Genomic DNA, 12,991 nt, shown 5'->3' on the forward strand with positions numbered 1-12,991 from the left:
TCTTTCACCACTTCTTATAAAATTATATTTTCCGTCAATATAGTCTTTAATGTCGACAGCAGCTTATCAACCTGGATCGGCTTTGCTATATGATCATTCATTCCGGCCACAAGCTTTGCGACAGCTTCTGCTTTTCTTGCCTTTTGTAAAAGTACAAGGATAATGCTAATTATGCTAAGTACAAATAATCCTACAGCGACAAAAAAAGCAAGCATATTGTCTTTTACAAAATCAGAAAATGTTACTCTATCTGCAGTACTGTCATAGATGGCAAGTGCACTCGTAAGCATATAAATCAGAGAGACTACAACCACACAGATTCCAATCAGACCACCGAGCAGCCGGATTCGTTTTTCTTTTTTCTTTCTCTTAATATCCAAGATCATCCACCTCCAAATACTTCTGGGGATCATCCTGATATTTTTCAATGATTTTCAGAGATGTGCCATCCTGACGCATCTCTTCCAACGTATAGATCAGTTCCCTGTGTCCGAGACTGATCAGATTTTCCAGTTTGGGGATTCTCTCATCCATCCGGTTCAGGAAGATTCCCTCCGGTTTGGTTGTAGACTGGACGGCCAGGTTCTTTCCCTCCAGGTCACTCAGTTTATAGATATCGCTGTTCTCATTTACAGCAACCACCTGGCGGCTTGCGATGTACGGTCCCGCCCAACGGTAATCGTCAAGGCGTCCTTCCATGGAAAAACATCCCATAATACAGTCAATCTCTCCACTCTCCACCAGTTCTTTTTTCTTCTCCCAGTTAATCTGTACAACATCCACCTGATATCCCATTCTTTTGAATGCTTCTGTAGCCAGTTCTACATCTATACCAGTTGGTACACCATCCTCATTCAGATAATTGTATGGAGGATAGTTGTCGCTGCCGAGCGTAATGACCGGCTTTTCTGTCTCTTTTTTACTGCTGTCTGTATGTTTACACCCTGTCAGGGTGACCGCTATAATTCCCACAAGCAGAATGCCTGCGATCACTCTTTTTCCTTTCTTTTTCCTTTTATTTTCTTTTCACTCCTGCTATAAAAAAACAGCACTGCTAAACAAGCAGTGCCTACTATTATCTGCAACTGGCTACCATTTTACAGGCTCTGTAGCTTTGCGTCGCAGACTTTCGTCTGTTTTGCCACAAATGTTTCCTTTATTCTACCATGTCATGTTTTTTCTTGTCTATTCTTTTCTGCTTTATAGCAAAATTTATAGCAAAATTTCTTTACACACATCAATCCATCCACATGCCCCGGCGACATCTTCCAGTTCCGCAATTGTAAGCCTGACTGCACTGTGATCATTGCCGGCTGCCGGATAGACTGTTTCAAAACGTTTTAATGACTCATCCAGGTAGACTGTGATTCCCTCTTTAATCCCAAATGGACACACTCCACCCGGAGCATGTCCAATATATTCTTCTACTTCACCAAACGGAATCATCTTCGCCTTTACATGAAACAGATCCTTATACTTACGGTTATCAACCTTCGCCGTTCCTTCTGTCAGGATCAGTATCGGTTCTCCATCAACCAGAAATGACATCGTCTTTGCGATCATTCCCGGTTCTACACCAAGTGCCTCTGCTGCAAGCTGCACCGTTGCGCTTGATTCTTCCAGTTCAATGATGTGATCTGCATAACCTTTTTCTTCCAGATACTTCTTTGCTTTTTCTAATGACATAATTCATGCTTCCTTTCCTGCATACCCTAAAAAAGGGTAGCAAAAAAGCGGGTGATGGGAATCGAACCCACGTATCCAGCTTGGAAGGCTGGTGTTCTACCATTGAACTACACCCGCATCAACAATGTTTATTTATAATAGCATGGAATTTTATGAAATGCAAGTACTTTTTTAAATTTTTTTAATTTTTTTGACATTTGACTCAATTTCATATCTACAAGACCTGCCACTACTAATTCTCCTATTTGCAATATTTTTTCAAAGTGCTACAATATGTAACCGAAAAAATATTACATCAAAGAAGGTATATGATATGTTCCAATATTATCTGATTCATTATTTTAACTTTAAGAATGCCGGAGGCTTCATGCTTGTCTCCCTGCTCTGCCTGATTGCAGTGCTTGCGATCGTTGTTCTGGCAGCAAAGCTTAAGAAACACTATAAACTTAATACACAGGATCTGACGCCAAAACAGATCCGGAAGCTGAACCATATCCACAAAGTAAAAGAAATCTCGCTTATTGAAAGCTTTTATGAGATGGTATTTTCCAGTACTTCGGTACTGTTGTTCCTGTCTCTTTATTATATTATCGATGAGCGGATCCCACAGGCTGCCTTTTACTGGCAGAAATACCAGAACATTATCTTACTTTTATTTCTGGTATTTTCTGTATTTATGACAAACTGGTTCGATATCCTGTTCGTTCCGTTAACTGCAATTCCGACCAGACAAAAGGCGTCCGTGCGACTGATCTCTGCCTTTTATATTATTCTGATCTTATTATATATCAAGTTCATCTACCATGATTCGAACTATGATTCACTGATCATGTATTTTATCACACTGGCAGTCGGCCGTTTCCTGTACTTTGATTCTACACTGGAAGATATCAAAGAAACACTGCAGGGTGTCGCAAGAAATCTGCCGCTTCTGGTACTGATGGGAAGTTATTCCGCCATCGTATGCTGGTATGGATTCCACTGTGGATTCCTGTTGACTTCCAACGGTGTGATCCTTAGTACGCTACTGGCGCATCTTTTTATGGATGTATCGATTTTTGTGCTGGATAAGACGCGGTTGGTGAAATTATTTATTTAGGCTCACGCTCATTCACCAACCGCTCCTTTTTAATAGCGATCAGTTCAAAATACCTTTATACCGTTCAATCTGATATTTTAATACATTACGTTCCATCGAATCCGGCTCTGTATCCAACCAATCCAGAGCCGAATTCACATCGACAGAAAACCCTTTTCCAAAATATTCCATCATTTTTTCATGCGAACCAGAAAACGGCCGGGCTACAACTCTTTTCACATTATCCGCAATAGGAAAATGCCGGTTTACACTCTGATTTGCTGTCAAAAGTGCAATTCCGTTATCAAAAATCGGTGCCGGTGTAAATTTGTCTCCATTCATAATAATCGCAAGATTATTTAAATGCCGGTCCTCATTCAGACAGATCATATCCAACATAAATATCTTACTTAAATATTCTTTTACATCTAATTCACAGCTTTCTTTTATAAATGACACCACATATTCTATCCTTTCTTCCATCGTATCCATATTTCCGATTACTTTTGAAAGATCTTTTCCTACTTCGTTGTAATATAATCTGTAAAATGTAATCAGTTCTTCTTCTCCAGTCAGGAAATTCCTGCTTCTGCATCCAGAACTTCCATTAATTGTTCCCTCTTCATATGTGACATATTCTGAAGTTTTTAATGAGGTAAATTCCATAAATTTTGATACCAGATATTCTGCACGTCCTTCATGTCCTCTGTTATCCTTTTTATACCAGAAGCCATCTTTTCTATATTTTATCTGTGTTCCCTCACTGGTTCCTTCTTGAATTACAATAAACTCATTTCCAATTTCTTCTTTGAACATCTTCTCACCTTACCAATACATCTTTACTGGTCAATTTTTCTCCCGGAAAACGAAACCAAATAAAATCATTATAACTTACTCCATGTGTTTTTCTGACTATTTCATAAGGATTGTATTCTGATAATCCCAGATGATTTAGAATTTCATTGATATCCGGTCTTCCCTTCTCCCAACATCTCATTTCCATAATCTTTCCCAGTTGAAAACGCGTCATCTCTTTTGATGCAAATAATTGTTTTCCCGGATTCTCCGTATAACGCGATACAATGACTTTCTTTTTCTTTACATATACTCTCGCCGTAATTTCATCTTTCCAATATACTTCAAAAGAAAAATTATTCATAACAGGTTCTTTTTTTTCCCTTTTTTTGTAATACTCCATCATTTTTTCCAGACTCTCAATATTCCACTCTAATTCTTTGATTTCTTCTGTCAGACATTCTATTTTATTTTGTTTTTCTTCTATATCTGCAATTGTTCCCGGAATTACAGGACCTAAATATTGACTGTTCACTTTTCCCGCCCTTTTGCACTGTGCATAATAATATAATTCCCCATGAATTTTTTTAATTGTAATGTTTTTTCTTTCTTCTTTTGTGTCTTTTAACACATTTTTCTTTCTTATTAACTCCTGCTCATAATACAATTTTTGTTCATTTAAACTTTTATATACATTTTTCATCTCCATTATACTATCACCCACTAATATTTTAACCTACTTTTTTATTTTTTTCAATATAAGTAGGTTACAAATTATAACGCACAATATTTCCAGAATTACAATACTTCCTGCAACCGCTCCGACCGGATAATGAAAGGTAAAATAAGAAAGCTGTTTTCTCATATAAACGTCGATTCCTTTTAGTATGATTGTTCCAACTGACGCTACAAGGCCTGCGATAAGCAGTACATAATAGCTGCCTTCCAGCAATAACAGCTTTCTTTCCTGCCGGCGTGTCATTCCAATCTTTCTCATAATCTCCATCTCTTTTTTCCTGCCCACAATTCCTGTAAACATAATATTAAAATAATTAACCAGTCCGACACACAATAATATTACACTGATACTTCCGAACATAATCCTGTTTCCACGAATGTAGTCTGCATTTTTCTTCATAAGATCTGATCTTGCAATGTAGAAAATGCCTGCTTCCCCTTCTCCGTCCGGGCTTGTCTGTGTATTGCTTTTCCGCCGCTGGTTTTCTGCCGAAAGAATCTTCTGGATTTCATGCATGATCTTTTTTTCTTTCTTTTTCTCTACGTTTAATTCCATGCAAAATGTCTTTCTCTTCGTAGATAAACGGTTAAATCCTTTTTCACTGACCAGATAATAGATATCTCCTTCTGCACCATGCCAGGTCTGGTGGATCTCCGGGAAGCCATCTGCCTGATTATCCAGATAGCCGCTTAACGTATATTCTGTAGACGGCGTTTCTGCCTTTATTTTCTCATCTTCCTTATCCCTTTCTTTGGCCGTCATGGAATTCCACCGGATGCATGCTTCTTTGTTCTTTAACGGAGATAAACATACCGTTTCTCCCACTGCTTTTTCTGCCTGTTTTTCCTGCTTTTGTGACAGCTTATGATCATGGATGATCATTACTCCTGTTCCGTTTTTCAGACTGTCCATATCGACTTTCAGCTTGTTTTCCTCTACATATGTTTCTAATGCTTTTATCTCATTTTCGCTGACAATCTGAACGGTATCAGCATCCAGGCCTTTGATCATCTTTGCCCCGGAAGCATAATCAATACTGATTTCTTCCGCATATTCTACATTGTTTCCCAGATAAGTATCCTCTTCCAGCGGGCGTATTCCATCTCTGGATATGACGGAAAGCACGTATGCTCCTTCGGTTATGTAGGATTTCTTCTTCTTCACACCGTCAAGATTCCATAATTGTTTCCGCACTTTTTTTGATATCGGTGAAAACTCATCGTAGTCATTGTCATATAATAATTCGAAATTATTTCCTTCTGATCTCAGTGGATCTTGATCCGGCGACTGTGTCTGATATTCTGTCCCGCTTCCATCTTTTTGTGCAGACTCACTGAATTCCCCTGCGATCAGGAAATCCGGTCTCTGATTAATGATATTCGCATAATCACTTCCATCTGTGATCACCATGACAATCAGGAACATTTCTATTCCGAGGAACAATGAACTAACTGTAATGACAAATCCCTGCCTGTATCTTGTGACGTTCTTCCATGCCATAAAGCACAGTTCCTGTGTTTCGCTTCTTTTTTTCTTGTTTAAGACTGCTCCTTTATCTGCATGACCTGCTTTTCCATGCTGTTGTTTCTTGCTTCCCTTCTGCTCCGTGTAATGCATTCCCTCTATACAGGTTCTGTTTACAGTCTGCCAGATCACCTGTTCCGATGCACCCAAGATTACCAACAACGTGAAGACTACCGCTAACAACAAGATTTCCACCCGAAAGATCTGCAGTTCTTCTGCGCCTCCATATCCATTCAGATACTGTCTACCCAATAGTTGCGGTATCAGATATCGCAATAACACAACCGACAAACCTATACCTGCAATACCTCCCAGCACTATCGTCCGCATGATCTGCCGGATATAGATCTTACGGAGCTGCTTTTTCGTTGTACCGATCGTATGGAGCAGCGCCATCTGACGGATATCGCCTGCCATGGAGATCTGCATCACATTGTAGACAAGCAAAAACATTCCACAGATAATCACAACTGCCTCCACTGCTGCCATCCCGTAACTTCCTGTCACCTCTTTTACAGCCCGGTTCTTCGCTGTATCTGTCGCAATGATCTGTTGGGAATTGTCTTTCATCGGTACATCTTCATATAATTTTTCTTCTGTATCTTTCCAGTCCATGTCATTCGCCGGACAGATCAGAATATCCGAACCATCTTTAATATCATAACCCCAGTCCTTCAGTTTCTTTTCTGACACATATCCGATTGCTTTGCTTCTTCCATTATCTTCTGTATAAGCACTGTACCAGCCTGATAATTTGAACTCTTCTTTTTCTGTCTGAAAAAAGCTGATCGATATATCAAGTGCTATCTTCATCCCTCTTTTCGGATTATCAATTCCAAGCTTTTTTAATGTCTTTACCGGAAGCATGATTTCCTGCTGCTTTTTGGGATAGGTTCCATGGACACCGGTATAGGCGGGCTTCATCATCTTTTCCCATGCAGTCTGATCCAGCACTTGTATGGAACAGATAGATTCTTTCTTTCCGGATTCTGTGGCTTCACCCATTTTCATTCTTCTTCCGGTTTCTCTTACATATCCTAAGGAACGTGCTTTTTCATATTGCTGCTTTGTTCCCTCTTCTATGTAAGTGGATGCCGTTGTTCCATCCATCCGAATATTTTTCGTATATTCTGCATTTATTTTTCCGTAAGCCGTTCCAAAGACAAATGTCAGTGTAAGAATACATAAAACGACTGCTCCCATAAGAATCCGGTTTCTGCCTTTATTACATTTTCTGATAGCTTCCGAAAGCAGCCGGATCACGTTCGTATTATTGTTCGGTGTAAATCCATTCATTTCATTACACCTCCGCATTGTATAATTTCCCGTCTTCTACGCGCAAGATACGGTCTGCCATCTGTGCGATTGCTTCCTGATGGGTCACAACAATCACCGTCTGGTGGAATCTTGCTGCACAAGTCTTCAACAATGCAATTACTTCCATACTTGTGACAGAGTCCAGATTTCCTGTTGGCTCGTCGCACAAAAGTACTGCCGGCTTTACCATTAACGCCCTTGCAATTGCCACTCGTTGTTGTTGTCCGCCGGACAGTTCTTCCGGGAGATTCTCTAACTTTTCTCCAATCTTTAACGTTCTTACAATATCTTCCAGCAATTTTTCATCAATCTCTGCACCGTCCAGTCTGAGCGGAAGTACGATATTCTCATATACATTGATAACAGGGATCAAATTATACTGTTGAAATACGAATCCGATATTCCTTCTCCTGAATATCGTGCGTTCATCTTCCGTCATATCTTTCAGACTGTTGCCGCGTATCCAGACGCCACCTGCAGTGGGTTCATCCAGGCCGCCAAGTATCTGAAGTAATGTCGTCTTCCCGCTTCCTGATGTACCGATGATTGCCAGGAATTCCCCTTCTTCTACGGACAGACTCACTCCGTCCAGCGCGTGGACTTCGTAATTATCTGTCACATAATGTTTCTTTAATCCTGCTGCTTTTATCATTTCCATAAGATTTTTTCTCCTTGCTTATAATTGTGTCCGTTTCGTATCGGAACTTTCACTTGTCTCATACAGCATACAGGACAAATCTAACAAACTTCTAACAGACTGGAAGATTTATCTCGATCATCAGACCTTTTTCCGAATATCTGTTTTTTGCAATCATAAATCCGCCATGAAGGCTTATAATTTTTCTTGCCAAATAAAGCCCGATTCCATAGCCTTTCTGTGTCGTCACGTTCTTGCCTCTGTAGAATCTTTGGAAGACCTTATGCTCTTCTCCTTTTTCAATTCCAGGTCCGTTGTCTTTTACAAGAATTTTTGCACACATTTCATTCTTCTGGACTATCATTTCTATGGTTCCGCCAATCTGACTGTATTTCACGGCATTATCCAGAATATTATCGATTGCTTCTCCGAGCCAGTTGGCATCATGCGGACAGTTGACTTCCTGCGGCAGCTCTATCCTAAATGCAATCTGTTTTTCTTCTGCCCTCTTTTGAATTCTTCCAAGACAGTTTCTCACGGTCTTTAACAGATCTGTCTCTTCTTTCCGTATCTGAATCATGTTCTGCTCAAGTCTGGACATCTTCACGAATCCTTCTGTCAGGAATTCCAGTTGTTGTTCTCCGGATCTCATCGCATTTAGATAGTTATCCACATTTTCATCCGTCTTTGTCCCGGTTTTACTCCATTCTTCCTCTAATAATTCCTGATATGTCCTGATATTGGCAAGGGGTGTCCGCATCTGGTGTGCAATCTCTGAAATCAGCTTCTGGATCTCATCTTTACTCTTCTCCGCAGCTTCTGTCCGTCCATTTAACATTTCCTGGATCCTTACCAGTCTGGATTCCAGTCTTGCATATAATGTCTCTTCCCCTGCTTTTGTTTCCCGGATCTTTTCCTCTCGCAATATCTTTTCCATACATTCTGCTAATAACTTAAGTTCTTTCTGTCTGCATTTTCCCTGATAAACATACATGGCAGTTCCACCCAGAATTACTCCTGCCGTTACTGCCACTACGATTATTATGATATTCATTCTTTTCTCTTCCTTTTTGTATCTGCCATTACTTTTTCAGACGCACTCCAGCTTGTATCCCAATCCAAATACATTTTTCAGATATATCGGTGATCCTGCATCTGTTTCTATCTTTTTCCGCAGCCGGTTGATCGTAACGCTGACGGTATTATCCACTACAAACTGGCCATCCAGTCCCCATACATATTCCAGGATATTTTCTTTCGTCAGTACATTTCCCTGATTGTACATCAGATATTCCAGTAACTGATATTCTCTGGCTGTAAGAATAATTTCCTGTTCGTTCTTGTATACTTGCTTCTTATCAGGAAATAATATTATTTCTCCGCATGCCAGTTGTTTTTCTCTGTTGTTCCGTCCGATCACTGCCTCTATGCGCTTTAGAAGCACTTTCATGGAAAATGGTTTTACCACATAATCGTCTGCTCCTGTGTCAAATGCTGTCAACATATCCGTTTCTTCATCTCTTGCTGTCAGGAAAATGGCCGGTATCTCTGCCTTTTCCCGGATCTTTTTGTAACATGCAAGTCCATTGCCGTCCGGAAGTCCAATGTCAATGAGAAGAAGGCTCTCACTGCCTGTAATTGTAGTAAGAGCCTCTTGTTTTGTATATGCGGATACGGTCTGATAGCCTGCGTTTTGCAGTGCTGTTTTGAGTGCCTGATGTAATAATGTGTCGTCTTCTATAATTCCGATCGTCATATATTTTCTCTCCGATTACTATGTTCTTTCCATATATTTTTCCGTGTGTTTATTCATCCATACAAACACCCCGACACAGATGACAATAGACACCATCGATCCTGCCGGTGCCGCACACCCCATCGGAAATAATGTATCCGGAAAATGCGTTGCCGCATAATAAGACAGTGGAATTCTGGCACATACGATAGATATGGAATTGTGGATAAATGATACGATAGACAAGCCATATGCATAAAAATATCCACTTAAACAGAAATGCACTCCTGCAAATACGCAGTCCCATGCATAACTTCTTAAATACTGTCCTCCAAGTATCTGTACTGCACCGTCATTCGTAAATAATCCGACAAATGGAACAGATAGAAACTGCACGATCGTTGCCGCAGCTAATCCGTATCCTACTGTCATGTACAATACATACCGCAATGTCAGACGTGCACGGTCATGCTTACCGGCACCGATATTCTGCGAAGCAAGTGCCGATATCGTTGACAGCATCGAAGATGGTACCAGGAACAGTATTCCGATGATCTTTTCCACAATTCCTACAGCCGCCGCATCATTTAATCCACGCTGATTGGCAAATATCGTGATTGCGATAAAGGATATCTGTATAAATCCATCCTGTAATGCAACCGGCACACCAACTTTTAATATGTTTTTCATCGTGTGCCTCTTCGGCCGCAGATCAGACCTTCTTAATTTGATCCCTGTGCCTTTTTTAATGATCACTGTCAATGACACGATAACACTGACTGCCTGTGCGATGGTCGTTCCAAGTGCGGCTCCGGCCGCATCCAGTCCCATCACTCCGATAAACAGATAGTCCAGTCCGATATTCGCCGCACATGCTACCGCAATAAAGTACATCGGACTTTTCGAATCCCCGATTCCTCTGAAAATTGCACTGATAATATTATAGGCCGTAATAAAAGGAATTCCTATAAAGCAGATGGTCAGATAACGGATCGTCCCCTCTACGGCTTCAACCGGAGTAGACATTACACTGACGATCGGTCTGACTGCTGCCAGTAATATGATCATAAGTATGATCGCAATTCCCATGAACATCGTCGCAGTATTCCCTATCGTCTCCGATGCTTTCTTGTAGTCTTTCGCACCAATACATCGTCCGATCATAACCGTCGCTCCCATTGCAAGCCCCACGATCATAACTGTCAGCATATGCATGATCTGACTTCCGATCGATACCGCCGTCGTACTGCTGACACCGCCAAACTGTCCGACTATAAATAAATCTGCCATACCATATAATGTCTGCAAAAAGTACGATAACAGATATGGCAGTGAAAAATAAATGACTGTTTTAAATACACTTCCTGTTGTTAAATCTCTTTCCATATTGTAATGTCCTTATCTTTAGAAATACTCATTTCTTAATTCTATTCCCAATTACAAAATTAGTCAACGATTCAAATTCACTGAATTTTTCTTTTATCTTTCTTTACACGATATGTTAAAATACATTTATACAAATGTTTTATCTAAGGAGGTTTCCATGAAAACAATCACACTTCACAATACAAATTTATCTGTTCCGGAAATTGGTATGGGATGTATGCGTATTAATAGTCTGGAAACGGCAGATGCCGTAAAAGAATGGATAGACACTGCGCTTGCACATGACATCAATTTCTTCGATCATGCAGATATCTATGCAAAAGGACAATGCGAAGAGCTTTTTGGCAAAGCTCTGACTCCTTCCCTGCGTGACCAGATCATTCTGCAGTCCAAATGCGCGATCCGCCCCGGTATTGCTTTTGATTTTTCCAAAGAACATATCCTGCAGTCCGTAGATGATATCTTGAACCGCCTGCGCACAGATTATCTTGACATCTTATTGCTACACCGCCCGGATACATTAATGGAACCGGAAGAAGTAGCCGATGCATTCCATACTTTAAAAGCCGCCGGCAAAGTACGTCACTTCGGTGTCAGCAATCAGACTCCGATGCAGATAGAATTATTGAATAAATATCTGGATGAACCACTTCTCATCAACCAGATGCAGTTCAGTATCGCACACTGTCCAATGATCAATTCCGGAATCAATGCAAATATGTACAATGATTCTGCGATCAACCGTGACGGCGGCATTCTCGAATACTGCCGCTTAAAAGATATCACCATTCAGGCATGGTCCCCATTCCAGTACGGTATGTTCGAAGGCGTCTTTCTTGGAAATGAAAAATTCCCGGAACTCAATAAGGTCATCAATGAACTGGCTGAAAAATATAATGTAACCGACAGTGCCATCGCTGTTGCCTGGATCTTACGCCACCCTGCCGGAATCCAGACGATCATCGGCACAACTAATAAGGAGCGGATTGCTCAGATCAGTAAGGCATCTAATGTGCACCTGACCCGTGAAGAGTGGTATCGGTTGTATATGGCTGCCGGAAATCGGCTGCCGTAAGCTTACTATCTTCAAAGCTGTACACGATTACAAAGAGAGCTGATCAGCTACGATCAGCTCCCTTCTGCTAATAATTAATAATTTCTTTCACTTCATCCTCTTTCATTTTCAACAGTTTTGAAATCTCAGCAACTGTAAATTTTTCTTCATATAGTTTTTTTGTAAGATTTTTTCTTTCTTCCAATTTACCTTCTAATTTTCCTTCTAATTTCCCCTCTTCTCTTCCCTCATCATATGCTTCGCCTCTCTGTACTTCAATATCTGTCTCATAATCATACTCAGCCGTCAACATATTTACAACCTCGCTTCCTTTTCTTTTCAGATAGTCTGCACGAAAAAAATCCCGGATGTTTACTCTTAGTATAAGAAAAATATATTTTTTCTGCAACATCAATCGTGCAAATATGCTTTTCATTTTTCCTTTGTTTCAAAATTTTCTGTGAATTATCTTCTGATTTCCCTCACGAATAGCTAACGCTATTTTGAAATATACAAGACCCGATTCTTATATATTTTGAATTTATCCGACAGACAGAATAGCTGTCGATGAATGTATATTAACATAAGCTTTCTTAAACTGCAATTACTGTTTTGGGATTTAATTTATTAACTGGAAAACGGCCTCTCAGTCCTTGAAAGAAACAATAGATAAGGCTTCTTGTTCAGGTTCCATACCATAAGAAACACTAAGAGAGTCAGAATCACCTAAAAGCAAAGGAACTACGCTCAAACTCGGCGTTCGCCTCAAACACGTTCGCTTCGTTCCTTTAACGGTGCTTCTGACTCTCTAATTGTTTCTAACGGCATTCCACATTCACAATAATCCTTATCTATTGTTTCCTTCAAGTCGTGACTGGCAGCGAATGTTAATAAATAAAATACCCGGAAGTGTAACCCGGTGGAAGCCACTACGGTTACGCATTTGCCATTTAATTCTTAAGGCATTTGATACACACGGAATAAAACTTGGAAAGGCGTTCCAGTGAATGTGAAAGAGGCGTTGGTAATTCTTAAGGGGC

13 protein-coding genes, 1 tRNA gene and 1 riboswitch are annotated in these 12,991 nt (G+C 40.3%); of the genes, 2 read left to right on the plus strand and 12 right to left on the minus strand.

The features are described from left to right. Positions 1-14 precede the first annotated feature (14 nt). The 4 genes from NKF87_RS10365 to NKF87_RS10380 form a co-directional block, all read right to left on the minus strand. Entirely contained in the window at positions 15-380 is a 366-nt protein-coding gene (locus NKF87_RS10365) for a hypothetical protein (protein WP_226854051.1), read from the minus strand. Continuing rightward, positions 370-993, minus strand: coding sequence for a substrate-binding periplasmic protein (locus NKF87_RS10370; RefSeq protein ID WP_117598551.1), 624 nt, complete (start codon positions 991-993; stop codon positions 370-372). The genes NKF87_RS10365 and NKF87_RS10370 overlap by 11 nt, the downstream gene beginning before the upstream one ends. Before the next feature lie 84 nt (positions 994-1,077). After that, a riboswitch (cyclic di-GMP riboswitch) is annotated at positions 1,078-1,153 on the minus strand. A gap of 59 nt (positions 1,154-1,212) precedes the next feature. After that, a complete protein-coding gene (locus tag NKF87_RS10375; RefSeq protein WP_028086734.1) occupies positions 1,213-1,686 on the minus strand; it encodes a YbaK/EbsC family protein in 474 nt (157 codons plus the stop codon). A gap of 46 nt (positions 1,687-1,732) precedes the next feature. Next, positions 1,733-1,803 (minus strand) — tRNA-Gly (locus tag NKF87_RS10380). 196 nt (positions 1,804-1,999) lie between these two features. Here NKF87_RS10380 and NKF87_RS10385 point away from each other — a divergent pair. Further along, entirely contained in the window at positions 2,000-2,785 is a 786-nt protein-coding gene (locus tag NKF87_RS10385; protein WP_117598552.1) for a hypothetical protein, read from the plus strand. Between the two features lie 39 nt (positions 2,786-2,824). Here the strand turns inward: NKF87_RS10385 and NKF87_RS10390 are convergent, their stop codons facing one another. The 7 genes from NKF87_RS10390 to NKF87_RS10420 all read right to left on the minus strand — a co-directional run bounded on the left by NKF87_RS10390 (position 2,825) and on the right by NKF87_RS10420 (position 10,897). Continuing rightward, a complete protein-coding gene (locus NKF87_RS10390) occupies positions 2,825-3,580 on the minus strand; it encodes a hypothetical protein (RefSeq protein ID WP_117598553.1) in 756 nt (251 codons plus the stop codon). A gap of 4 nt (positions 3,581-3,584) precedes the next feature. Further along, a complete protein-coding gene (locus NKF87_RS10395; protein ID WP_117598554.1) occupies positions 3,585-4,268 on the minus strand; it encodes a hypothetical protein in 684 nt (227 codons plus the stop codon). A 27-nt stretch (positions 4,269-4,295) separates the two neighbouring features. Beyond that, complete coding sequence (locus tag NKF87_RS10400; RefSeq protein WP_253583542.1) at positions 4,296-7,118, minus strand: ABC transporter permease; 2,823 nt, start codon at positions 7,116-7,118, stop codon at positions 4,296-4,298. 4 nt (positions 7,119-7,122) lie between these two features. Next, complete coding sequence (locus NKF87_RS10405) at positions 7,123-7,797, minus strand: ABC transporter ATP-binding protein (RefSeq protein ID WP_253583544.1); 675 nt, start codon at positions 7,795-7,797, stop codon at positions 7,123-7,125. Between the two features lie 91 nt (positions 7,798-7,888). Continuing rightward, positions 7,889-8,830: a sensor histidine kinase gene (locus NKF87_RS10410; RefSeq protein WP_253583558.1), complete on the minus strand. Its 942-nt coding sequence runs from the start codon at positions 8,828-8,830 to the stop codon at positions 7,889-7,891. A gap of 36 nt (positions 8,831-8,866) precedes the next feature. Next, positions 8,867-9,532 carry a response regulator transcription factor gene (locus tag NKF87_RS10415; RefSeq protein ID WP_253583560.1) on the minus strand — a complete coding sequence of 222 codons (666 nt, stop codon included), beginning with the start codon at positions 9,530-9,532 and terminating at the stop codon, positions 8,867-8,869. 18 nt (positions 9,533-9,550) lie between these two features. Then, the gene (locus tag NKF87_RS10420; protein WP_117598558.1) at positions 9,551-10,897 is read right to left on the minus strand and encodes an MATE family efflux transporter; all 1,347 of its coding nucleotides are present in this window, start codon (positions 10,895-10,897) and stop codon (positions 9,551-9,553) included. 157 nt (positions 10,898-11,054) lie between these two features. Here NKF87_RS10420 and NKF87_RS10425 point away from each other — a divergent pair, with 157 nt between their 5' ends. Beyond that, positions 11,055-11,972 (plus strand): aldo/keto reductase, encoded by a 918-nt coding sequence (locus NKF87_RS10425; protein WP_055194377.1) that lies wholly within the window; start codon positions 11,055-11,057, stop codon positions 11,970-11,972. 67 nt (positions 11,973-12,039) lie between these two features. Here the strand turns inward: NKF87_RS10425 and NKF87_RS10430 are convergent, their stop codons facing one another. Then, a complete protein-coding gene (locus tag NKF87_RS10430) occupies positions 12,040-12,264 on the minus strand; it encodes a hypothetical protein (protein WP_181978385.1) in 225 nt (74 codons plus the stop codon). Positions 12,265-12,991: the final 727 nt, after the last annotated feature.

Source organism: Dorea longicatena (assembly GCF_024168045.1).
Taxonomy (GTDB): Bacteria; Bacillota; Clostridia; order Lachnospirales; family Lachnospiraceae; genus Dorea_A.